This is a genomic window from Kitasatospora sp. NPDC057512 (genome assembly GCF_042802135.1).
Classification (GTDB): Bacteria; Actinomycetota; Actinomycetes; order Streptomycetales; family Streptomycetaceae; genus Kitasatospora.
On record NZ_JBHVET010000048.1, the window covers coordinates 1 to 22,750 of the forward strand.

A 22,750-nucleotide genomic window follows, 5' to 3' on the forward strand; every position below is an offset into this window, starting at 1 on the left:
CGCCCCGACGGGACGCGGCCCCGGCGCACCGGACGGCTGTCGTCAGACCCCGGACGGGATCTGCTTGGCCCGGCTGCGGACCTGGAGCGCCGTCACGATCTCGACCAGGCCCAGGATCACCAGCCAGCATCCGGCCAGTACGGCCAGCGCGGTGATCGACTTGACCGGCCACACCATCAGCAGCACGCCGGCCAGGGTGTTGGCCGCGCCCGCGAAGGCCTGCCAGCCGCGGGCGGGCATCAGCGGGTCGGAGATCGCGGCGGCGAGCTGGGTGATGCCGCGGAACAGCCAGCCGATCCCGATCCAGAGCGCGAGCAGCAGCACCGACTGCACCGCACTGCGGAAGCAGAGCAGCCCCAGCAGCACGCAGATCGCGCCGCTGATGAAGGCCAGCACCCGCAGCGCGGTGGTGGAGTGGGTGCCGAACGCGGCGATCAGCTGCACGATGCCGATCACCAGCAGGTAGAGGCCGAACAGCACGCCCACCACCAGGAGCGTCTCCCGGGGCCAGACGAAGACCACGATCCCGAGAGCGAGCGAGGCGAGTCCGGCGACCAGCAGGACCTGCCAGGCGGCCTTGGCGAGCAGTCCGAGCGGACCCTGGACCGGGGTGCCGTCGGGGGTGATGATCGGAGGGGCCACGGTGGCGTACTCCTCGGGGCTGACGCCGGGCCGGCCGGCTGACGGGCAGGGAATGAACCCCAGCCTCTCCGCGCCAGGGCCGGACCGCGCGTCCGATACGGCCGTTCGGGGGATTCGCCGCGGTCGCCGGAACGTCACCCTCCGGACACTTGCCGTCGATACCGTCCGTCGGTATGACTTCTGAAGGGTGGGGGACCCCTCCGGTCGAGCCGATCAGCCAGCACTACATCGTCTGCGGGGGCAACGCGCTGGCACACCGACTGGTCCTGGAACTCGTCGAGCACTACGAGGTCCCGGTCGTCGTCCTGGTCGCCGACCGGACCCGCGACCACGCGCCGCAGATCGAGCAACTCTCCGGCGTGGCGGCGGTCGTGGAGTACAGCAGCGTCACCGAGGAGGCGCTGCGCGCGGTGTCCATCGGTACCGCGCGCGGCCTCGCCCTGGTCGAGGGGAGCGACCAGGAGAACATCCACGCCGCGCTCAGCGCCCAGAACCACAACCCGGACATCCGCATCGTGTTCCGGATGTTCAACCAGCGGCTCGGCGAGAACATCGAACGGCTGCTCAGGAACGGTGCCGCGCTCTCCGGCTCCGCCACCGCCGCCCCGGCCTTCGCCTCCGCGGCGCTCGGGCGGCCCAACTCGGTCGAGATCGAAGGGCGTTACCTGCACATCGCGTTCGACGACGACATCACCTCCGACCGGATCTGCGTGGTCGCCGACCAGATCGACCGGCAGGACCTCGGCAGGATCCGGCTGCTGCCCGAGCAGCAGGGCGACTCGGCCGAATTCGTCCGGCTCGCCGCCGAGTTCGGCGACCAGGGGCCGATCCGCCCCGGTGGCACACGGCCCGGATCGGCGTCGTCGGCCGAGCCGGCGCTGGCGGCCGACGGGGAGTCTACGACCGAGCAGGAGCCTTCGACCGAGCCGGACTCTTCGACCGAGCCGGAGTCTTCGGCCGAACCGGTGCCGTCGGGCGGTCCGGTGCCGTTGCCCGGCCCCGCCCAGGAGGGGGAGCCGGGCGGTCGGGCGGCGCTCCAGGTGCTGCGGATCGAGCCCCGGGAACCGATCGACTGGATGAGACGGCTGCGCTGGCGGCTGCTCGACACCATGCGCTTCTTCACCAGCGCCCGGATGCGCCTGGTGCTGCTCACCGCCCTCGCGGCGGTGCTGCTGGCCTTCGGCGTGCTCTGGTACCTCAACCGGAACTTCGGCTGGACCGTCTACATCGCGCTGCTCGACCTGGCCGGCGCCGCCCAGCCGGACCAGCTCTCCGACGTCGCCGCCGGGACGGGGGCGGGCACCGGCGGGTTCTGGCAGCGGGTCGCGCAGGTGGTGATCACCATCTGCGGGATCACCTTCGCGCCGGTCGCCACCGCGATCGCGGTCGAGGTGCTGGGCTCCGGGCGGCGCGGGCAGCCGCGCAATCCCGGGGCCGGCACCCGGGACCACGTGATCGTCGTCGGCCTCGGCAACGTCGGCACCCGGGTCGCGACCCAACTGCACGCCATGGGCGTGCCGGTGGTCTGCATGGAGCGGGACCCGCAGGCGCGCGGCATCGCCGCCGTACGGGCGTTGGGGATCCCGGTGGTGATGGGCGACGGCCCGTTCGAGCAGCAGCTGCGCCGGGCCCGGCTGAAGCACAGCCGGGCGCTGGTCGCGGTCAGCGGGGACGACGCCACCAACCTGGAGGCGGCCCTGGAGGCGCGCCACGGCAATCCCGAGGTCCGGGTGGTGGTGCGGCTGTTCGAGGACGACTTCGCGAGCCACTTCTACAAGACGCTGGACAACGCGGCCTCCCGGTCGGTGTCCTACCTGGCCGCGCCCGCTTTCGCGGCGGCGCTGATGGGGCGCGAGGTGCGCGGGACGCTGTCGGTGCTCCGGCACGTGCTGCTGATCGCCGAGCTGACGGTGGAGGACGGCAGCGGGCTGATCGGGCTGAACCGGCACGACCTGGAGGACCCGGGCGGTGTCCGGGTGATCGCGGTGCGCTTCGCCCACGGCGGGCAGCTGCAGTGGAACTTCCCCGACCGCACCCGGCGGCTGGCCCCGGGCGACCAGATCGTGGTCGCCGCCACCCGCAGCGGGCTCGCCCGGCTGAACACGGTGGCGGTGGAGGAGCAGGGCTGAGTGCGGCCGTCATCGGACAGAGTTCAGCTGACAGATTTCAGATTTCAACATCTGAAATCTGAAATCTGTCGGCTGTCATCCGTCACTCGTCAGCTGTCATCGGTCGGCCGTCAGTTGTCGGCCGTCCTCAGCCGTCAGCGGTTCTGGAACTCCGGCGGGCGCTTCTCGGCGAAGGCCGCCATGCCCTCCTTCTGGTCCGCGGTGGCGAAGGCGGCGTGGAAGAGCCGGCGCTCGAAGCGGACGCCCTCGGCGAGGGTCGTCTCGAAGGCGCGGTTGACGCTCTCCTTCATCATGATCGCGGCCGGGGCGGACATCGCCGCGATCGTCTCGGCGGTGGCCAGGGCCTCGGACAGCAGCTGGTCGGCGGGGACGATCCGGGAGACCAGTCCGGCCCGCTCGGCCTCCTCGGCGCCCATCATCCGACCGGTCAGGCACAGCTCCATGGCCTTCGCCTTGCCGACCGCCCGGGTCAGCCGCTGCGAGCCGCCGATGCCCGGGATGACGCCGAGCTTGATCTCCGGCTGCCCGAACTTCGCGGTGTCCGCCGCCAGCAGGACGTCGCACAGCATCGCCAGCTCGCAGCCGCCGCCCAGCGCGAACCCGGCCACCGCCGCGATCACCGGCTTGCGCAGGGCGCCGAGCCGGTCCCACGGGCCCAGCCAGTCGTCCAGGTAGACGTCCGGGAACCGGTTGCCCTGCATCTCCTTGATGTCGGCACCGGCCGCGAAGGCCTTCTCCGAGCCGGTGATCACCAGACAGCCGATCTCCGGGTCCCGGTCGAAGGCGGTCGCGGCGGCGACCACCTCGTTCATCAGCTGGGTGTTCAGCGCGTTGAGCGCCTTGGGCCGGTTGAGCGTGATCAGTCCCACCCGGCCCTTGCGCTCGACCAGGATCGTCTCGTAGGTCTCGGTCATCGCCGTCGACTCCCATTTCCGCTGCTCGGCACCCGTGGGCGCGCCCTGACCACCCAACGATCTACGACGCGCCCCGCCTCGCGCCAGTCTTGGTATGCGAGACGCCGGTCACCAGGCGACGGAGGCCGCGGCACGGGCGGTGGCACGGGCGACGGGACGGAGGCAGCGGCGGAACGAAGTGACGGCCGGACGGACGCCGGGCCGGTCAGAAGCGGACGCCGTAGCGCTCCGCCGCCTGCCGCACGGTCTCCGCCTTCACCTCGCCCCGGCGGGCCAGTGCGGCCAGCGCCGCGACCGTCACCGACTCGGCGTCCACCCCGAAGTGCCGCCGCGCCGCCGCCCGGCTGTCCGAGAGGCCGAAGCCGTCGGTGCCCAGCGAGGTCCAGTCCTGCTCCACCCACGGGCGGATCTGGTCCGGCACCGCGCGCATCCAGTCGCTGACCGCCAGCACCGGCCCGGGTGCCCCGGCCAGCGCCCTGGTCACGTACGGGACGCGGGCCGCCGCGCCGGTACCGGCCGCCGCCTGCGCCAGGTTGGCCGCGTCGCAGTCCAGTGCCTCGCGGCGCAGCTCCGTCCAGGACGGCGCGGACCAGACGTCGGCCGCCACGCCCCACTCCTCGCCGAGCAGCCGCTGCGCCGTCAGGGCCCACCGCACGGCGGTGCCGGAGGCGAGCAGTTGGAGCCGCGGCGGGTCGGCGGGCAGGTCGACGGCCGGGGTGGCGGACGAGGCGGCGGCGTCCGCCGTGCGGTAGCGGTAGAGGCCGCTCAGGATGCCGTCCACGACGTCCTCGCCGTCCGGGAGTGCGGGCTGCGCCAGCGGCTCGTTGTAGACGGTGAGGTAGTAGAACACGTCCTCGCCGTGCGGGTGTTGCTCGCCGCCCCCGTACATCCGGCGCAGGCCCTCGCGGACGATCACGGCCACCTCGTAACCGAACGCCGGGTCGTAGGAGAGCGCGGCCGGATTGGTGGAGGCGATCAACTGGGAGTGGCCGTCGGCGTGTTGGAGGCCCTCGCCGGTCATGGTGGTTCGGCCGGCGGTGGCGCCGATCAGGAAGCCGCGGCCCAACTGGTCGGCCAGTGCCCACATCTGGTCGGCGGTGCGCTGCCAGCCGAACATCGAGTAGAAGATGTAGAACGGGACGACCGGTTCGCCGTGGGTCGCGTACGAGGTCGCGGCGGCGGTCAGCGAGGCCATCGAACCGGCTTCGGTGATGCCCTCGTTGAGGATCTGGCCGGTCGCCGACTCCTTGTAGTGGAGCAGCTGGTCGCGGTCGACCGGGTCGTAGGTCTGCCCGAGCGGGGAGTAGATCCCGGCGGTCGGGAAGAGCGACTCCATGCCGAAGGTGCGCGCCTCGTCCGGGACGATCGGCACCCAGCGGTGGCCGGTCGCCTTGTCCCGCAGCAGGTCCTTGACCAGCCGGACGAAGGCCATGGTGGTGGCGATCTCCTGGCTGCCGGAGCCCTTGAACAGCGTCTCGAAGGGCTTCGCGGGCGGGGCGGGCAGCGGGGTGAAGCGCACCCGGCGGGCGGGCGCCGGCCCGCCCAGTGCGGCGCGGCGCTCGCGCAGGTAGCGGGCCTCCGGCGAGTCCGGTCCGGGGTGTGCGTACGGGGGTAGCGGGTCGTTCAACGCGGCGTCCGGGATGGGGAGTTCGAGCAGGTCGCGCATGGCGCGGAACTCGGCTCCGGAGAGCTTCTTCATCTGGTGGTTGGCGTTGCGGGACTCGAAGCCGGGGCCGAGCGTCCAGCCCTTGACGGTCTGCGCCAGCACCACGGTGGGCGCGCCCCGGTGTTCCAGCGCCGCGCGGTAGGCCGCGTACACCTTGCGCGGCTCGTGGCCGCCCCGGGAGGTGGCGACGGTCTCGATCAGCCGCCGGTCGTCCACGGTGTCGGCGAGCGCCCGCAGTTCGGGCGAGCCGTGGAAGAGGTGCTCGCGGACGTACCCGGCGTCCGAGGCGGCGTAGGTCTGGAACTGCCCGTCCGGCACCTTGCCGAGCCGGCGGACCAGCGCGCCCGTGGTGTCGCGGGCCAGCAGCTCGTCCCAGGCCTCGCCCCACAGCGACTTGACCACGTTCCAGCCGGCCGCGCGGAAGCAGCGTTCCAGCTCCTGCACGATCTTGCCGTTGCCGCGCACCGGTCCGTCCAGGCGCTGCAGGTTGCAGTTGACGACGAAGGTGAGGTTGTCCAGGTTCTCCCGGGCGGCCAGCGCGAGCGCGGCGGTGGCCTCGGGCTCGTCCATCTCGCCGTCGCCGAGGAAGGCCCACACGTGCGAGCCGGAGGTGTCCTTGATCCCGCGCGCGGTCAGGTAGCGGTTGAACCGGGCCTGGTGGATCGCCGAGAGCGGTCCGAGGCCCATCGAGACGGTCGGGAACTCCCAGAACCAGGGCAGCCGGCGCGGGTGCGGGTAGGAGGGCAGGCCGTCGCCGCCGGCCTCCTGGCGGAAGCGGTCCAGCTGGGCCTCGGGGATCCGGCCCTCCAGGAACGCGCGGGCGTAGACGCCGGGGGCGGCGTGGCCCTGCACGTACAGCTGGTCGCCGGAGCCGTCGGCCTCCTTGCCGCGGAAGAAGTGCTGGAAGCCGACCTCGTACAGCCAGGCGGCGGAGGCGTAGGTGGCCATGTGCCCGCCCAGGCCGCCGCGGTGGTTGCCCCTGGTCACCATGGCGGCGGCGTTCCAGCGGTTCCAGGCGGTGATCCGGCGCTCCATCTCCTCGTCGCCGGGGAACTCCGGTTCGGCGGCGGTGGGGATGGTGTTGACGTACGGGGTGTCCAGCAGCGGAGGGACGTCGAGCCGCCGCAGCTCGGCGTGCTCGACGAGACGGCGCAGCAGGTGGGCGGCGCGGTTCGGTCCGCCGAAGTCGCGGGCGGCGTCGAGGGACGCGCGCCACTCCGCGATCTCCTCGGGGTCGTGGTCGGGAAGCTGGTCGAGCTGGGACACGGGTGGTTCCCCTTTACCGGTGCGCTTCAAGGTGCTTATTCCATGATGCGGAATAGCATTTCTCTCCATGGAACTATTTGGACGGTAGAGAGTGATCGGGTGGCCCGTCAACCGCTACTGGCGGGTAGTTTGAGCGATGATCGATCATCTCTATGCGAACTTTATACGGGAGGGGAACCCCGTCCCGGGCGGCTCAGTCGGAGTGCCGGGCGTACTCCAGGACGTGCTCGGCCAGCAGCCGGCCGACCGCCGGGTCCTGCCGCCGGAAGGCCTCGATCAGCGGCCGGTGGTCGGCGGCGTTCTCGTGCAGCTCCGGCCGGACCCGGTGCAGCGACAGCACCGTCCACACCTCGACCCCGAGGCCCTCCCAGGTCCGCAGCAGCGTCCCGTTGCCGGAGGCGGCGACGATCTCGCGGTGGAAGGCCACCCCGTGCCGGGCCTGGCCGAGGGCGTCACCCGCCGCCGCGGCCGCCGCCATCCGCTCGGCGTGCCGCTCCAGCGCGGTGGTGTCCCCGGCCAGCCGGACCACCGCCGACTCGGCGGCCAGCCGCTCCAGCGCGGCCCGCACCTGGTAGACCTCGCGCAGCTCGGCCGGGCCGATCTCGCGCACCCGCACGCCCCGGTTGGGTTCGGCGTCGAGCAGCCCGAGAGCCTGGAGCGCGCGCAGCGCCTCGCGGACCGGCGCCTGGCTGACGTTCAGCTCGGCGGCCAGGCGCCGCTCGACGATCCGGTCCCCGGGTTGCCAGCGGCCGTTCAGCAGGCCCTCCAGCAGCAGCCCGCGCACCTGCTCGCCCAGCGGCACCCGGGACAGCGGGTCGGCGCCCCCGGCCGGATTCGGCGGCGGGACCGGGTGGTTCATGACGGGCTCCAGATGTGCCGGTGGAGGTTGGAGGCGGAGGAGGGGGTGGGGCGGGGCTCAGGCCAGGCCCAGTTCGTCGCCCTCGCGCGGGGCGAGGAAGCGGGCGACGTCCGCCTCCGTCACCTCGGCGAGCGTGCCGGGCTTCCAGCGGGGGTTGCGGTCCTTGTCGATCACCTGCGAGCGGACGCCCTCGACCATGTCGTGGCCCTCCAGTGCGGCGTTGGAGATCCGGTACTCCTGGTCGAGCACGGCCTCCAGCGAGGGGAGCGTACGGGCGCGGCGCAGCGCGGCCAGGGTGGTCTTCACGGCGGTGGGGGAGTTCGCGAGGACGGCCTCGGCGGCCTCCTTCGCCTCCGGGACACCGGAGTTCAGCAGCCGGTCGACGATCTCCTCGACCGTGTCGGCCGCGTAGCAGGCGTCGATCCAGGCGCGCTGGGCGGCCAGTGCGGCGGGCGGCGCGGGCTCGGCGTGCGCGGCGACGGTGGCGGCGACGGCGGTGGTGCTGTCGGGTGCCGTGGCGGTGCTCCGGGGCAGGGCGTCGAGCAGGTCCGGGATGCGCCGCGAGGGCACGAAGTGGTCCGCGAACCCGCACAGCAGGGCGTCGCCCGGGCCCATCGAGGCCGCGCTGAGCCCGAGGTGGGTGCCCAACTCGCCCGGGGCGTGGGCGAGCAGCCGACTGCCGCCGACGTCCGGGGCGATCCCGATCCGGGTCTCGGGCATCGCGACGGTGGAGCGCTCGGTGACGATCCGCACCGAACCGTGGGCGGACACGCCGACGCCGCCGCCCATGGTGATGCCGTCCATGACCGCGACGTACGGCTTCGGGTAGCGGGCGATCAGCGCGTTCAGCCGGTACTCGTCGCGGAAGAACGCCCGGGTGCCGGCCCCGCCCGTCTTGGCGTCGTCGTGCATCGCGCGGATGTCGCCGCCCGCGCACAGGCCGCGCTCGCCCGCGCCGGTCAGCACGACGGCGCGTATCCGGTCGTCCGCGGCCCAGTCGTCCAGGGTGGCGCGCAGGGCGGTGACCATGCCGTGGGTCAGCGAGTTGAGCGCCCGCGGGCGGTTCAGGACGAGCCGTCCGACGCCGCCGTCCAGGAACGCCTGGACCTCCGCCACCTCTGCGTTCATCGGGCCCGCTCCCGTTCCTCGGTGATGTCGTCGGCGATGCCGATTCCCGCCGTCCACCGTACCGGGGCGGGCGCCCGTTGTGATCACTCGCCCGGCGATCACGTTTCCGACGGGCGCTCCAGGGACGCAACACGGGCGCAACACGGGTGCGCGGGAGGCGCTACGGCCAGGCGCGCAGGGCGAGTTCGGCGGTGCGGGCCAGGTCGGCGGCGGTGGCGCCGTCGCGGGCCTGCTGGGACATGCCCTGGAGTACCGCGCCGAAGTAGCCGGCCAGCCCCTTCGGGTCGGCCTCCGGCGGCAGTTCGCCGTCCTGCTGTGCCCGGCGCAGCCGCTCCTCGAAGGTGCGCAGGTTCCCGTTGCGTCGCTCGCGCAGCTGGTCCTGGATGCCGGCGTCCTGCGGGGTCACATTGGTGGCGGCGGAGATCACCAGGCAGCCGGCCGGATGCGACGGGTCGGCGTAGACGGCGGCGGCCTCGCGCAGGATGCGGGCGAAGGCGCGGTGGGCGGTGGGCTCCTCCGTCAGCGCGATGGTCGCGAACTCGCCGGCGGGGGAGTGGCCGTACTGGCGGACTACCTCCTCGAACAGCGACCGCTTGTCACCGAAGGCCGCGTACAGGCTGCCGGGGCGGATGCCCATGGCGGTGGTGAGGTCGGTGACGGAGGTGGCCTCGTAGCCGTGCTGCCAGAACAGCCGGGTGGCCGCGGCCAGGGCCTCGGCGCGGTCGAAGGCCGGCGGGCGTCCGCGACGGGGAGTGCGCGGCGGGCCGGCGGGTCCGTCCGGGGATGCCGATGTCGCCGCGTGTGCCTCTGTCATGCGCCGAATTTTAGAGCACTCACTCAAGAAGTGTGTGCTAGCGTATTTCTTGAGCGATCGCTCAAGAAATGCGTGGAGTGCAACAGGAGGGGGCTCGGCCATGGGCGCGGACAGGCTTCAGGGCAAGACGGCGCTGGTCACGGGCGGCAGCAGGGGAATCGGCCGGGCCATCGCCCGCCGGCTCGGGCGGGACGGCGCCACCGTCGCCGTCGGCTACGCCCGCGATGCGGTGGCGGCGGAGGAGGTGGTGGCGGGCATCCAGGCGGACGGCGGGCGGGCCTTCGCGCTGCCCGCCGCGCTCGGGCGACACGGCGATGCCGTCGCGCTGTGGGAGGCCTTCGACGCGCGGATAGGCGAGTACGCGCCGGCCGGGGGCGTCGACATCATCGTGAACAACGCCGGGATCGGGCGCAGCTCCGACCTCGCCGGCCTGACCGAGGAGGAGTTCGACGAGGTCTTCGCGGTCAACGTCCGCGCACCGTTCTTCATCGTCAAGCACGGGCTGGAGCGGCTGCGCGACGGCGGCCGGATCATCAACGTCTCCAGCGGCCTGGCCCGGCTCGCCATGCCGGAGATCATGGCCTACGGCGCCACCAAGGGCGCGCTGGACACCTTCTCGCTCAACCTCGCCCAGCAGCTCGGGCCGCGCGGGATCACCGTCAACTCCGTGGCGCCCGGGATCATCGACACCGACCTCAACGCGGAGTTCCTGGGTGATCCGGAGGCGCGGGCGTGGGCGGCCTCGGTCGCCGCGCTGGGCCGGGTCGGGGTGCCGGAGGACATCGCGGACATCGTCGCCTTCATCGCCTCGGACGACGCTCGGTGGATGACGGGGCGCGTGGTCGACGCCACCGGCGGCTCGCGGCTGTAGGCGGAGCCGCCGGCGGTGGGGTGACAACTAGCAGCTGACAGATGATGAAATCCGTCAGCTGTTAGTTGTCAGCTGTTATCTGTTATCTGTCGGCTGTCATCCGTCGGTCGTGAGCCCTCAGCCCCGCACCCGCCCCGAGACCTCGCCGAACCCGATCACCGCGCCGTCCGGCCCGGGTGCGGTGGCGGTGATGGTCACCTCGTCGCCGTCCTCGAGGAACGTCCGGGTCGTCCCGTCCGGGAGCTTCAGCGGCTCCTCGCCGTTCCAGGTCAGCTCGATCAGCGCGCCCCGGGAGTCCCGCTCCGGCCCGCTGACCGTCCCCGAGGCGAACAGGTCGCCGGTGCGCAGCGAGGCGCCGTTGACCGTCATGTGGGTCAGCTGCTGCTGCGCCGTCCAGTACATGGTGGCGAACGGCGGCCGGGAGACCTGGTGCCCGTTCAGCCGGACCTCCATCGCCAGGTCCAGGCCCCACGGCTCGCCGCCCCGGTCGTCCAGGTACGCCAGCGGCTCGACGTCGCGCTCCGGCGGCGTGACCCGGGCGTGGTCCAGGGCGTCCAGCGGCACGATCCACGGCGAGATCGAGGTCGCGAAGGACTTGCCGAGGAACGGGCCGAGCGGCACGTACTCCCAGGCCTGGATGTCGCGCGCCGACCAGTCGTTGAGCAGGCAGACGCCGAACACGTGCTCGCGGAAGTCGTCCAGCGCGACCGGCCGGCCCAGCTCCGACGGCGTGCCGACGACGAAGCCGACCTCGGCCTCGATGTCGAGCCGGCGCGACGGCCCGAAGCTCGGCGTGGCGTCGGCGGGCGCCTTGCGCTGCCCGGACGGCCGCACCACCGGCGTGCCGGAGACCACGACCGTGCCCGCCCGCCCGTGGTAACCGATCGGCAGGTGCTTCCAGTTGGGGGTGAGCGGCTCCGAGCCCGGGCGGAAGATCCGGCCCAGGTTGGTGGCGTGGTGCTCCGAGGCGTAGAAGTCGACGTAGTCGGCGACCTCGAACGGCAGGTGCAGCTCCACCTCGTCGGCCGGCAGCAGCGCCGGCGACAGGGCCTCGCGGAAGGACTCGTCGGTGAGCCAGGTGGTGAGGTCCGCCCGCACCCGGCTCCAGACCGGGCGCCCCGCCGCCATCAGCGGGTTGAGCGAGTCCGCGTCCAGCAGCACCGACGGCGCGCCGGCCGCGCGGGCGGCCGCCCCGGCGTCCAGCACGAAGTCCCCGACGCGCACGCCGATCCGGCGCCGCCCGGGCTGGTCGGCGGCGGTGAAGACGCCGTACGGCAGGTTGTGCACGCCGAACGGCGAGTCCTGGGCGCTGGCGAGCCAGCTGCTGGGGCTGCTGGGGGTGGTGCTCAACGGTCCTCCTGGTGCAGTGGACTGGGCGACGACAGCAGGCCGAGCGCGGCCAGGTCACCCAGGGGCTCGGCGATGCTACAGGTGCCGAACGCGGTGAACGAGTTGCGGATCACCACGATCTGACGATCCGTTAGCGCACGTGCCGCCTTGGCCAGCACCTCGCCGTCGCGTTCCGCCAGCACCGCCGCCGCGGCGGCCCGGTCGGTCTCCTGCGCGGCGAGCAGCACGTTCAGGAAGCCGTGGTGCTCGAAGCCGGTCTCCGGATCGGTGTGCCGGACGGCGTTGTGCAGCCCGGCCGTGCACTTGTACGGCAGTCCGCGCTGCGCGCAGCCGGTGAGGAAGGCAGCCAGTTCGTCCTCGTCCGGGAAGGCCTCCGCGACCAGTCCGCCGGTGCGGAACTTCGCCCGGTACGGGCTGTCCACCAGCACGTCCAGGGCGGCGTCCAGCCCGTCCCCGCGCAGCAGTTCGCGCGGGAGCTCGACGGCGGCGGGGACGTCCGGCGGCAGCAGCCGGTCCAGCGCGGCCACCGCCTCGGCGGCGTCCCGGGTGGCCAGCTCGACGCCGGCCAGCTCGAACGGTGCGGCGGCGGCGAGCGCCGGGGCGAGCTCGGTGCTGCCCCCCGGCAGCACCAGCCCGACCTTGAGCGGCCGGTCGCCCGCCACCACTGAGTCCTCCGCCCCCGCTGCGCCGCCCTCGGCCGCACCGGCCGAAACCGCGGCGGGCGGAACCGCACCGGCCGAAACCGCGGCGGGCGGGCCCGATCCGGCGGAGACCGACCTGCCCGGGACCGACCCGGCCGAGACCACCGCGGCCAGCTCGCCCAGTCGGCCGGCTCCGCAGAGGAAGGGCCCGACCGCCTCGGCGTACCAGGCCGCGCGGTGCGCCCGGTGCGCGGGCACCGCCTCGGCGACCGGCAGGTTCCCGGGCGGGAACACCGCCGCGTCGTCGAACAGTCCGCGGAACAGCTCGGGGATCACGCCCCCCGAAGGAAGTGCGTTCATCGCCCGGGCCCCCGACCGGCCCAGGTCCAGGCGTAGTTGGCGTCCTCGGAGGCCCGGCCGCCCTCGCCGAGCTCCAGCGGGCGGAAGGTGTCCACCATGACGGCCAGCTCGTCGAAGAACTCCGCGCCGATGCTGCGCTCGTACGCCCCCGGCTGCGGACCGTGGGTGTGCCCGCCCGGGTGCAGCGAGATCGAGCCCTGGCCGATGCCGGAGCCCTTGCGGGCCGCGTAGTCGCCGCCGCAGTAGAACATGACCTCGTCGCTGTCCACGTTGGCGTGGTAGTACGGCACCGGGATCGCCAGCGGGTGGTAGTCCACCTTGCGCGGAACGAAGTTGCAGATCACGAAGCCGTTGCCCTCGAAGACCTGGTGGGCCGGCGGCGGCTGGTGGATCCGGCCGGTGATCGGCTCGAAGTCCTTGATGTTGAAGGCGTACGGGTACAGGCAGCCGTCCCAGCCGACCACGTCGAACGGGTGGTGCGGCACGGTGTAGCGGGTGCCCGCGATCCCGTTCGGGCCGCGGTGCTTGACCAGCACGTCGACGTCCCCGGGGGCGTCGACGACCAGCGGGCCGACCGGTCCGCGGAAGTCCCGCTCGCAGTACGGCGCGTGCTCCAGCAGCTGCCCGTACTTGGACAGGTAGCGCTTGACCGGGGTGATGTGGCTGTTCGCCTCGATGCAGTACGCGCGCAGCGGCTCGTCCCCGGCCGGCACCCAGCGGTGGGTGGTGGCGCGCGGGATGATCACGTAGTCGCCCTGCCCGACCTCGATCGAGCCGAACACCGTCTCGACCGTGCCGGAGCCGGACTCCACGTACACGCACTCGTCGCCGAGCCCGTTGCGGTAGAGCTCGCTCGGGGCTCCGGCGGCGACGTACGAGATCCGCACGTCGCCGTTGCCGAGGACGAGCCGGCGGCTGCCGACGACGTCCGCGGACTTCCAGTCCTGGTCCGCGAACAGCTCGTGCAGCTTGAGGTGGCGGGGGAGGAGCGGGTGGTTGGGCACCGTGGACTGGTCCGGCAGCTCCCAGGGCACCGCGTTGACCACCGCCGAGGGGATGCCCCGGTGGTAGAGCAGCGAGGAGTCCGAGGAGAACCCCTCCTCGCCCATCAACTCCTCGTAGTACAGCCCGCCTTCGGGGGTGCGGTGCTGGGTGTGCCGCTTGGGCGGGATGCTGCCCAGCTGCCGGTAGTACGCCATCTCCGTGGTCCTCCTCGACCGTTCGGCAGAGATCCGTTCGCCAGAGCCTGTCAGGTTCTGCCAGAGCCTGGCAGAACCTGGCAGGGCCCGGACGGAGCCCGTCGGAGTCCGTCCGGGCTTCTACAGAGCTCGTCGGGGCCCGTCAGAGCCCTCGGACGCTCACAGGTTGCCGCGTCGGTCCTGCTCGCGCTCGATGGACTCGAAGAGCGCTTTGAAGTTGCCCTTGCCGAAACCGAGCGAACCGTGCCGCTCGATGAACTCGTAGAAGACGGTGGGGCGGTCGCCGATCGGCTTGGTGAAGATCTGCAGCAGGTAGCCGTCCTCGTCGCGGTCGACCAGGATGCCGCGCTTCTTCAGCTCCTCGACCGGCACCCGGACCTTGCCGATCCGCGCGCGCAGCTCCGGGTCGTCGTAGTAGGAGTCCGGGGTGGAGAGGAACTCCACGCCGCGCGCCCGCAGCACGTCCACGGTGGTGAGGATGTCATTGGTGGCGAGCGCCATGTGCTGGCAGCCGGGGCCGGTGTAGAACTCCAGGTACTCGTCGATCTGGGACTTCTTCTTGGCGATGGCCGGCTCGTTGAGCGGGAACTTCACCCGGTGGTTGCCGCTGGCGACGACCTTGGACATCAGCGCGGAGTAGTCGGTGGCGATGTCGTCGCCGACGAACTCGGCCATGTTCACGAAGCCCATGACGCGGTTGTAGAACGCCACCCATTCGTCCATCCGGCCCAGCTCGACGTTGCCGACGGCGTGGTCGAGGGCTTGGAAGAGGCGCTTGGGCGAGCCCTCCGGGTGGGTGACCCGGCTCTCCGCGACGACGTAGCCCGGCAGGTACGGGCCGTGGTAGCGGGAGCGGTCGATCAGGGTGTGGCGGGTCTCGCCGTAGGTGGCGATGGCCGCGCGGCGCACGGTGCCGTTCTCGTCGGAGACGTCGTTCGGCTCCTCCAGCACGGTGGCGCCGGTCGCGCGGGCGTGCTCGATGCACTTGTCGACGTCCGGGACCTCCAGGGCGAGGTCGACGACGCCGTCGCCGTGGCGGCGGTGGTGGTCCAGCAGCGGGCTGTCCGGCTGGACGCCGCCCTTGATCACGAAGCGGCAGGAGCCGGAGCGGAGCACGTACGCCTTGCGGTCGCGGCGGCCGGTCTCCGGGCCGGAGTAGGCGACCAGCTCCATGCCGAAGACGACCTGGTAGAACTGCGCCGTCTGGGTGGCGTTGCCGACCACGAAGACGACCGCGTCCTGGGCCGTCACCGGGAAGGGGTCGGCGGCGGCGTCGTGCTCGACGAGGCCGACGAGGCGGCGCAGCTGGTCGGCGTCAAGACCGGCCTCGCGCTCCTCGGGGGTCAACTCAAGGGCGTGGGACTGCGGGGTCATCGCTCGTTCCTCCACTTCGGGCCTCGCCGTCGAGGCTTCCGCTGGATCGCGACCGCACCGCGAACGGGTGGGCGGTGTGGTTGCGGAGAGCTTGCTCCTGTCGGGGTGGTTGGGCAACAGGTCGGATTTTGACTGCTCAATGTGTACAAGCTGATCAGAATTTCCCGCTGTCAGCTGCGCAAAATGCGCTGCTCAACGGGGGTGATGCACGAAGTCTGCGCAATGGGACGGTCACGCGCTTCCGGGGCCGACGGGGCGCGGGAGGTGGCGGAGGAACCAGTCCGCCGCCAGCTCGGCGACCCGGTCCAGCGTCCCCGGCTCCTCGAACAGGTGGCTCGCGTGCGGCACCACCGCGAGCCCGGTCTCGCAGCGCAGCCGGCTCCGGGCCTGCCGGTTGAGGTCGAGCACGGTGGGGTCGAGGGACCCGACGACGAGCAGTGTCGGGGCGCGGACCCGGGCCAGGGTGTCGGGCGCGGCGAGGTCGGGGCGACCGCCCCGGGAGACGACGGCGCGCACCGCCGGGCCCAGCTCGGCGGCGGTGTGCAGCGCGGCCGCGGCGCCGGTGCTGGCACCGAACAGGCCGAGCGGCAGGCCCCGGGTCTCGGGCACGGCGGCGTCCGGGCCGCCCTCAGCCGGGCCCAGCCGCCGGGCGACGGCCGTCAGCCGGCCGCCCAGCAGCGCCACGTCGAACACGTTCCGCCGGTCGGGCTCCTCGGCCTCGGTGAGCAGGTCGAACAGCAGCGTGGCCAGCCCGGTGCGGTTCAGGTACTCGGCGACGTGCCGGTTGCGCGGGCTGTGCCGGCCGCTGCCGCTGCCGTGCGCGAAGACGACGACCCCGCGCGCGCCGGCCGGGACGGTCAGCCGGCCCGCGAGGCGGACCCCGGCGACGGGCAGCGGCAGCTCGCGGTCGACCCCGGCGGAGGCCCCGGGCGGGGCGCCGCCGGCGGCCTCGGCCAGCAGCCGCAGCACCTCCTCGTCCTCGGTCTGCGAGAAGTCCGCGTAGAACTCGCCGATCGCGTAGAACGGGGACGGCGTGTCGACGCAGACCAGCTCGTCGGCGACCTCGTCGAGGCGCTCGGCCCAGTCTGCGGGCGCGACCGGCACCGCGAGCACCACCCGGGCCGCGCCGCGCTCCCGGACGATCCGGCAGGCCGCCCGGGCGGTGGACCCGGTGGCGATGCCGTCGTCCACCACGACCACCGTCCGGCCGCGCAGGTCGGCGGGCGGCCGGTCACCCCGGTAGCGGCGGGCCCGGCGGGCCAGCTCGGTGCGCTCGCGCCGTTCCACCTCGGCCAGTTGGCCGTCCGTGACCGAGGAGAACCGGATCACCTGCTCGTTCAGCACCCGGACGCCGTCCTCGCCGATCGCCCCCATGCCCAGCTCGGGCTGGTACGGCACGCCGAGCTTGCGGATCACGCAGATGTCCAGCGGTGCGCCGAGCGCCGCGGCGACCTCGGCGGCCACCGGCACACCGCCCCTCGGCAGCGCCACGATCACGGTGTCGGGGCCGGCCAGGTGGCCGAGGCGGGCGGCCAACCGACGGCCGGCCTCGGTGCGGTCGGCGAAGCGGGTGAAGTGGGTTCCGGTGACGTGCATGACACGGCCTCCGGTTCCACCGTACGTCGTTCCGGTCGGCTCGGGGCGGTCGTGGACGGGGCTCCCGGGGCGGTCGCGGACGGCGGTTCCCGAGGTGCGTGCGGAGGGCGGTGGGCGGGATCGGGAGCCGCGGTCGGACCGGGGCGGGACCAGGGTGCGAGCGGGGCGGGACCACGGCGGGACCGGGCCGGGACCGCGGTGCGATCCGGCCGGGACGGGGCCGGGATCCCGGCTGGGATCGAGCCGGGAGCCGGACGGGACGACACCCCCGTGTGGCCGGGACAGCGGGCGGCGCACGGTGGATCGCAGTGGCGGACCGCAGCGCCCGCCCGCGACCGGAAGGAGCGCCCGTCATGTCGGGCACCGTGATCACCGACCTGCGCCGCCGAGGCGCCGTCGACCCCGGCCGCCTGCTCGCCGGACCGCTGCGCGGTGTCGGCCTGCAGCGACTCGACCCGGGCCGGCGCACCGAGGTCGCCGCCGACGGCGTCGAGCACGCGCTCTACGTCACCGCCGGCTCCGGACTCGCCGAACTGCCCGAGGGCGCCGTGCACCCGAACCAGCCGGACCAGCCGGAGCGTGCCGAGGCCGGCCTGCCGCTGGTCGAGGGCACCGCGATCGTGCTGCCGCTCGGCTCGCGGACCGTGCTGACCGCCGGGACGGCCGGGCTGGAGTACTTCCACGCCGTCCTCGCCGTCCCGCCCTCCTCCGAAGAAGGTGACCCCAGGTGATCGTCACCACCGACACCGGCGCGGCCATGGTCGTCATCGGCCCGAACGGCGAGCGGGTACGGATCCGCTCCCTGGCCCGGCGCCCGATGCTCGCCAGTGCCTGCGAGACCTTCGACCACCTGCGGCTGAGCCCCGGCGCCCACCACGTGCTCCCGGGCCGGCCCGACACCGAGACCGTCCTGCACGTGCTGCGCGGCGCCGCCGTCGTCGGTCAACTCTCCGACGAGACCGACCACTTGGCCTCCGTAGGGGACCTGCTGCTGGCCCACCGCGGTCGCACGCTGCACCTCGAAGCCGGACCGCTCGGCGCGGAACTGCTCTGTCTGACCCTCGCCGTCCCCCGGCACACCGCCGGCGCCCGGGCCGCCCCGGCCCGCCGCCGGGCCACCCGCCGCGACCGGCCCTGACCGGCCCCGACGGGTCCTGCCAGTCCTCGATCCGAGGAGACCCCTCGTGATACTCGTCCCCGCTGCCGTCCCCCGCACCGCGCCCGCGTTCCAGCGGCTGATCGACCCCGAGCAGCGGCCGGCCGTCCGCGCCGGACTCACCGTCGAGGCGCTGCCGCCGGGCGTCCGGGTCGAGCAACTCCCTTACGAATCCGTCGAATCGGTGACCGTGGTGCTCTCCGGTCGGCTGCTCGCGGCCGGCCGGATCCTCTCCCCGGGCGAGGCGCTGCACCACCGGCCCGGCACCTCCTACCGGCTCACCGCCGTCCGCGGCGCGCCGACCACCGTGCTCACCGTCCGTCCCGCCCCGCCCCGGGCCGTCATCCCGGCCCAGCGGTCGGGCTCCACGCCTGCCCCGAGCTGGCGGCAGGTGGAGGTGGGCACCGTACGGCTCGACCCGGCCGGTGTCTGCGGACCGTACACGGACCGGGCCGCCGACGCCTTCCTGGTGGTCCTCTCCGGGGCCGCCTCCTTCCTCGGCGAGCTCGGTGAAGTGCCGCTGCTCCCCGGCGACTTGGTCTACGTCCGGGCGGGGGAGCGGTACGGCCTCCGGGCAGGCCGCCGCGGACCGGTCAACGCCGTCCTGGGCCGCGTCGGCACTCCCGCCGCCGCCTTGGGGCCGGAATGGGACAGCAGGCCCATGCGCTCGGGGCAGGCCGATTCGCAGGGGTGAGAGCGCAGGAGGCCGTGGTGAGCTGACAGACGACAGCTGACAGAATTCAAAATCTGTCAGCTGTCGTCTGTTAGCTGTCGTCTGTTGACTGTCATCTGTCCGCCCCGTCCGTCGTCGCCGTCGAGCGCGGCGGGCGGCGGGCCGACACGCGGAGGGCTTCACGCGCACGTCACGGAAAGTCACGCGATCGCCGCTGATAGTGTCGGCCGGGTGGATGAAGAACAGCCGGTGGAACCTGCGGACCCGGCCGGAGACCCGCCCGTCCGTGTGCTGATCGTCGACGACCACCCCCTGTTCCGGGAGGGGCTCAAGGCGGCACTGGAGAGCGCCGAGGGCGTCCTCGTGGTCGCCGAGGCCGAGCGGGTCGCCGACGTTCCGGAGGCGGTCGCCCGGCACCACCCCGACGTGGTGATCATGGACCTCTCGCTGCCCGACGGCTCCGGACTGGAGGCCGTCCGACAGCTCGCCACCCGGGAGGCGCCGCCGCCGGTGCTGATGCTGACCATGTCGGACGACGACGGGAACCTGCTCGCCGCCCTCCAGGCGGGCGCGCGCGGCTACCTGGTCAAGGGGGCCGGGCGGGAGGAGGTGCTGCACGCGGTGCGGACGGTCGCGACGGGCGGCGCGGTGTTCGGCGGCGAGGTGGCCGGACGGATCACCGCCCTGCTGGCAGGCGCGAAGATGCGGGAGGCGGGACAGCTCTTCCCCGAACTCACCGCCCGCGAGGCCGAGGTGCTGGGCCTGGTCGCGCGCGGGCTGGACAACCGGCGGATCGCCCGGGAGCTGGTGGTCGCGGAGAAGACCGTCCGCAACCACATCACCCACATCTTCGAGAAGCTGCACGTCGCCACGCGCGCCGAGGCCGTCGCCCGGGCCCGCGACATGGGCCTCGGTGACGGTCGGACCTCCCCGGAGAGGTGAACCGGAGAAGTGAACCGGGGGTGCCGGCCCGCCGACCGGCACCCCCGGAGTCCTGCCGCCGCCCTACGGCCGCATCTCGTACGCGCCGGAAAGCGCCTCGACCCGCTCCCACACCCGCGCGTCCCGCGCCGGGTCGGCGACCGGCCGGCGCACGTTCGTCAGCGCCCAGGCGGCCTGCTCCTCGGTGGCCGAGGCCTTGCCATGCAGCTCGGTCGCGTGCGCGGAGAAGTCGCGGACCAGCGCGTCGAAGATCCGGTCCAGCACGTCGCCGCCGTCCTCGGAGGCGGTCAGGCCGGTCAACTCGGCCTGCTCCAGCACCAGCTGGCCGTAGACGATCAGCGCGAACAGCTGGCCGATCTCCAGCAGGAAGTCCAGGTCCGCCTGCTGCTCCTTGCTCGGCGCGTTCTCGAGCAGCAGCGCGCAGAAGCCGTCGGCCTGCTCGCGGAAGCGGGCGACGTTGGGCAGCGCGGCGTGGCGGTCGTAGGCGGCGCGCCAGTCGTGGAAGCGGATCGCGCCGAGGCCGCGGGCCGGCCCCTGCCGGAACAGGAAGGCGTCGTCGGCGGCGTCCAGACGGCTCGGCACCGGGGCGTAGTCGGCCGGGGCGAACAGGTAGTTGCCCATGAACTTGAGGATCAGTGCCAGGTTGACGTGGACGGTGCCCTCCAGCTTCGGCAGGCCGCGGATGTCCTTCGCGGCCTTGTCGAAGTAGGTGTCCGCCTCGAAGCCCTTGGCGGCGATGACGTCCCACATCAGGTCGATGACCTTCTCGCCCTCGGTGGTGACCTTCATCTTGGTCATCGGGTTGAACAGCAGGTAGCGGCGGTCCTCGGGGGAGGCGGTGCGGAAGTAGTCCACGGCCCGCGCGCTGAACAGCTTCATCGCCACCAGGCGGACGTAGGCGTCGGTCAACTCCCGCTTGACGTGCGGGAAGTCGGTGACCCGCTTGCCGTACAGCACCCGGTTGTGGGCGTGCGTGACGGCCTCGTACATCGCGTGCTCGCAGATGCCGATCGAGGCGGTGCAGAGGTTGAACTTGCCGACGTTGACGGTGTTGAGCGCGGCGTCGAAGGCGGCCTGGCCGGTGTGCAGCACGTCCTCGGCGCGCACCGGGTAGTCCTCCAGGCGGAACTCGCTGACGTACATCTGCGCGTTCACCACGTTCTTGACCAGGTGGTACGCGTCGTGGCGGCTGTCGGCGGCGAAGAAGACGTAGCCCTCCGGGCCCTCGACGTCCGAGCGGCGGCCGAACACCGAGACCAGGCCGGCCACGTTGCCGTTGCCGATGTAGTACTTGGAGCCGGTCGCGGTGAAGCCGCCCTCGCCGTCCGGGGTGAGGATCATGTCGGTGGAGTAGATGTCGGCGCCGTGGGTGCGCTCGGAGAGGCCGAAGGCCATCACGTGGCCCTCGGCCAGCAGCTTGGCGGCGCGGGCGCGGACGGCCTCGTTCCCGCTCTGCCAGACCGGGCCGAGGCCCAGGATGGTGACCTGCCAGGTGTACCAGTAGCCGAGGCCGTAGAAGCCGAGGATCTCGTTCAGCTCGGCGATGCGGGCGGTGTCCCAGCGCTTGTCGGGGTCGGCCGAGGCGGGGGTCAGGAACTCCGCGAACAGGCCCTCCTTCGCGGCGAAGTCCAGGAAGTCGGCGTACCAGCTGCGGTCGATGTAGGTGTCGATCAGTGCCTTCTTGCCGCGGGACTCGAACCAGTCCACCGTCGCGCGCAGCAGCCGGCGGGTCGGCTCGTCGAACTGTGCGGGGTCGTAGTTGCGCGGGTTGAAGAGCATCGAGGGGCTCCAGGGGTCGAGGGTGTGAGGAGGGGCGGGTGGCAGGGTTCGGGCGACGGATGACAGATGACAGATGACAGATTTCAAACTCTGTTGCCTGTCATCTGTTATCCGTCAGTTGTCGGCCGTCGCCTGCCGTCCGTCAGTCGTCGGCCGTCCGCCGTGAGCCGGCGGTGGAGAGGCGGCGCAGGGTGGCGAGCACGTCGTCGAGCCAGGCGAGGGTCATCCGCTCGTACTCGATGCCGCCGCGCAGCACCACGTGCTGCAACTGCTGCCCGGCGTCGAGCGCGGTGGCGTCGGGGAAGTCCCGCTGCTCGCCGTGCAGGTAGCGGGCGAGCAGGGCGGCATGGCCCTCGCGGTGCCGTTCGACCTCGGAGATCAGCGCGGCCGGGTCGTCGAAGGCGGCGGCCCGGATCTTGACCGCGAGCTCGTGCCGGACGGTCTCCGGTTCGACCGGTTCGCGCAGCCAGCCGGCCAGTGCGGCCCGTCCGGCCTCGGCCGCCGAGTAGACCTTCTTGTCCGGGCGTCCGTCCTGGCTGACCTCCTGCGCGGCCACCCAGCCGTCCGCCTCCATCCGCCGCAGCACCCGGTAGATCTGCTGGTGGGTGGCGGTCCAGAAGCGCCCGATCGAGCGGTCGAAGCGCCGGGCCAGCTCGTAGCCGGAGCCGGGCTGCTCCAGCAGTGAGACGAGGATCGCGTGCTCCAGTGCCATGGCCCGCATCCTGCTATGCAACGAGTTGCATAGGCAATGGCGACCCGGACGGTTGAGACGCAGGTCACCGGCGTGATCCGATGGTTATCGGTTATTCCGGACCATCGGGTGCAAATCATTGGATAAGAGCCAGAATGGGTACGGGGCAAGCGCCTTACCGGTTCCGACCACAGGAGGTGGTATCGGTGGCAACCCATATCCCGACGACGGGCATGGAGCACCATCCGGACATCGTCGAACTGCGCGAACGCTACGAGCGGGTCACCTCGACCCCCCGCGCCCAGGGCATCGAGGCCCTGGCCGTCCTGGCCGGTCTCTTCCTGGCGGCATCGCCATGGATCGTCGGCTTCACCGCGTACAGCACCCTGACCGTGACCTGCCTGATCGTCGGGCTGGCCTACACGGCTCTGATGGCCGGCTACGGGTCGGCCTACGAACGCACCCACGCGCGGGCCTGGGCGGCCACCGCGCTCGGTGCCTGGACGATCATCTCCCCGTGGGTCGTCTCCGGGTCCGTCGCGCACGGCAAGAACATCGTGACCTGCATCATCGTGGGCGCCGTGATGTTCCTGCTCGGCCTCGCGGCGATCTCGATGGCGACCATGACATCGAACGGAGCATCGATGCGGCGCGGCCGGGCCGGTCGCGCCACGGGCTGATCTTCCCCGCAGCCCGTGAC

At 72.6% G+C, this 22,750-nt stretch carries 20 protein-coding genes; 7 read left to right on the top strand and 13 right to left on the bottom strand.

Features of this window, described 5'->3' with window-relative positions; genetic code table 11:
- Nucleotides 1-42: 42 nt before the first annotated feature.
- Nucleotides 43-642 carry an HdeD family acid-resistance protein gene (locus tag ACFU6K_RS06005; RefSeq protein ID WP_380661136.1) on the bottom strand — a complete coding sequence of 200 codons (600 nt, stop codon included), beginning with the start codon at nt 640-642 and terminating at the stop codon, nt 43-45.
- Nucleotides 643-815: 173 nt separating this feature from the next.
- Here ACFU6K_RS06005 and ACFU6K_RS06010 point away from each other — a divergent pair, with 173 nt between their 5' ends.
- Complete coding sequence (locus ACFU6K_RS06010; protein ID WP_380661137.1) at nt 816-2,771, top strand: NAD-binding protein; 1,956 nt, start codon at nt 816-818, stop codon at nt 2,769-2,771.
- Nucleotides 2,772-2,905: 134 nt separating this feature from the next.
- On the opposite strand, the gene ACFU6K_RS06015 is transcribed toward ACFU6K_RS06010, so the two are convergent.
- From ACFU6K_RS06015 to ACFU6K_RS06035, 5 genes are all read right to left on the bottom strand, one after another.
- On the bottom strand, nt 2,906-3,685 hold the full coding sequence (locus tag ACFU6K_RS06015) for an enoyl-CoA hydratase (RefSeq protein WP_380661139.1): 780 nt from the start codon (nt 3,683-3,685) through the stop codon (nt 2,906-2,908).
- Nucleotides 3,686-3,890: 205 nt separating this feature from the next.
- Nucleotides 3,891-6,617 (bottom strand): pyruvate dehydrogenase (acetyl-transferring), homodimeric type, encoded by a 2,727-nt coding sequence (gene aceE / locus ACFU6K_RS06020; protein WP_380661140.1) that lies wholly within the window; start codon nt 6,615-6,617, stop codon nt 3,891-3,893.
- A 193-nt stretch (nt 6,618-6,810) separates the two neighbouring features.
- The gene (locus tag ACFU6K_RS06025) at nt 6,811-7,476 is read right to left on the bottom strand and encodes a GntR family transcriptional regulator (RefSeq protein WP_380661141.1); all 666 of its coding nucleotides are present in this window, start codon (nt 7,474-7,476) and stop codon (nt 6,811-6,813) included.
- A 57-nt stretch (nt 7,477-7,533) separates the two neighbouring features.
- The gene (locus ACFU6K_RS06030; RefSeq protein ID WP_380661142.1) at nt 7,534-8,604 is read right to left on the bottom strand and encodes an enoyl-CoA hydratase/isomerase family protein; all 1,071 of its coding nucleotides are present in this window, start codon (nt 8,602-8,604) and stop codon (nt 7,534-7,536) included.
- A 160-nt stretch (nt 8,605-8,764) separates the two neighbouring features.
- A complete protein-coding gene (locus tag ACFU6K_RS06035) occupies nt 8,765-9,418 on the bottom strand; it encodes a TetR/AcrR family transcriptional regulator (RefSeq protein ID WP_380661143.1) in 654 nt (217 codons plus the stop codon).
- Nucleotides 9,419-9,518: 100 nt separating this feature from the next.
- Between ACFU6K_RS06035 and ACFU6K_RS06040 the strand changes: the two genes are divergently transcribed.
- Nucleotides 9,519-10,289, top strand: a complete 771-nt coding sequence (locus ACFU6K_RS06040; RefSeq protein ID WP_380661144.1) for an SDR family oxidoreductase — start codon at nt 9,519-9,521, stop codon at nt 10,287-10,289.
- A gap of 117 nt (nt 10,290-10,406) precedes the next feature.
- On the opposite strand, the gene fahA is transcribed toward ACFU6K_RS06040, so the two are convergent.
- From fahA to ACFU6K_RS06065, 5 genes are all read right to left on the bottom strand, one after another.
- Nucleotides 10,407-11,639, bottom strand: a complete 1,233-nt coding sequence (gene fahA, locus ACFU6K_RS06045) for a fumarylacetoacetase (RefSeq protein WP_380661145.1) — start codon at nt 11,637-11,639, stop codon at nt 10,407-10,409.
- Nucleotides 11,636-12,640, bottom strand: coding sequence for a hypothetical protein (locus tag ACFU6K_RS06050; protein WP_380661146.1), 1,005 nt, complete (start codon nt 12,638-12,640; stop codon nt 11,636-11,638). The genes fahA and ACFU6K_RS06050 overlap by 4 nt, the downstream gene beginning before the upstream one ends.
- Nucleotides 12,637-13,839 carry a homogentisate 1,2-dioxygenase gene (locus ACFU6K_RS06055; protein WP_380661147.1) on the bottom strand — a complete coding sequence of 401 codons (1,203 nt, stop codon included), beginning with the start codon at nt 13,837-13,839 and terminating at the stop codon, nt 12,637-12,639. The genes ACFU6K_RS06050 and ACFU6K_RS06055 overlap by 4 nt, the downstream gene beginning before the upstream one ends.
- 159 nt (nt 13,840-13,998) lie before the next feature.
- Nucleotides 13,999-15,213, bottom strand: a complete 1,215-nt coding sequence (gene hppD, locus ACFU6K_RS06060; protein WP_049659944.1) for a 4-hydroxyphenylpyruvate dioxygenase — start codon at nt 15,211-15,213, stop codon at nt 13,999-14,001.
- A gap of 231 nt (nt 15,214-15,444) precedes the next feature.
- Nucleotides 15,445-16,809, bottom strand: coding sequence for a phosphoribosyltransferase family protein (locus ACFU6K_RS06065; RefSeq protein WP_380661148.1), 1,365 nt, complete (start codon nt 16,807-16,809; stop codon nt 15,445-15,447).
- 353 nt (nt 16,810-17,162) lie between these two features.
- Here ACFU6K_RS06065 and ACFU6K_RS06070 point away from each other — a divergent pair, with 353 nt between their 5' ends.
- The 4 genes from ACFU6K_RS06070 to ACFU6K_RS06085 all read left to right on the top strand — a co-directional run bounded on the left by ACFU6K_RS06070 (nt 17,163) and on the right by ACFU6K_RS06085 (nt 19,580).
- Entirely contained in the window at nt 17,163-17,540 is a 378-nt protein-coding gene (locus ACFU6K_RS06070; RefSeq protein ID WP_380661149.1) for a hypothetical protein, read from the top strand.
- On the top strand, nt 17,537-17,947 hold the full coding sequence (locus ACFU6K_RS06075; RefSeq protein ID WP_380661150.1) for a hypothetical protein: 411 nt from the start codon (nt 17,537-17,539) through the stop codon (nt 17,945-17,947). The genes ACFU6K_RS06070 and ACFU6K_RS06075 overlap by 4 nt, the downstream gene beginning before the upstream one ends.
- A gap of 46 nt (nt 17,948-17,993) precedes the next feature.
- Nucleotides 17,994-18,659 (top strand): hypothetical protein, encoded by a 666-nt coding sequence (locus ACFU6K_RS06080; protein WP_380661151.1) that lies wholly within the window; start codon nt 17,994-17,996, stop codon nt 18,657-18,659.
- A 210-nt stretch (nt 18,660-18,869) separates the two neighbouring features.
- Complete coding sequence (locus ACFU6K_RS06085) at nt 18,870-19,580, top strand: response regulator (protein WP_380661152.1); 711 nt, start codon at nt 18,870-18,872, stop codon at nt 19,578-19,580.
- Between the two features lie 63 nt (nt 19,581-19,643).
- Here ACFU6K_RS06085 and ACFU6K_RS06090 read toward each other — a convergent pair whose 3' ends face one another.
- The gene (locus ACFU6K_RS06090; RefSeq protein WP_380661153.1) at nt 19,644-21,359 is read right to left on the bottom strand and encodes an acyl-CoA dehydrogenase family protein; all 1,716 of its coding nucleotides are present in this window, start codon (nt 21,357-21,359) and stop codon (nt 19,644-19,646) included.
- A 142-nt stretch (nt 21,360-21,501) separates the two neighbouring features.
- Entirely contained in the window at nt 21,502-22,071 is a 570-nt protein-coding gene (locus ACFU6K_RS06095) for a PadR family transcriptional regulator (RefSeq protein ID WP_380661154.1), read from the bottom strand.
- Between the two features lie 185 nt (nt 22,072-22,256).
- Between ACFU6K_RS06095 and ACFU6K_RS06100 the strand changes: the two genes are divergently transcribed.
- Nucleotides 22,257-22,730 (top strand): SPW repeat protein, encoded by a 474-nt coding sequence (locus tag ACFU6K_RS06100; RefSeq protein WP_380661155.1) that lies wholly within the window; start codon nt 22,257-22,259, stop codon nt 22,728-22,730.
- The last annotated feature ends 20 nt before the right edge of the window (nt 22,731-22,750 follow it).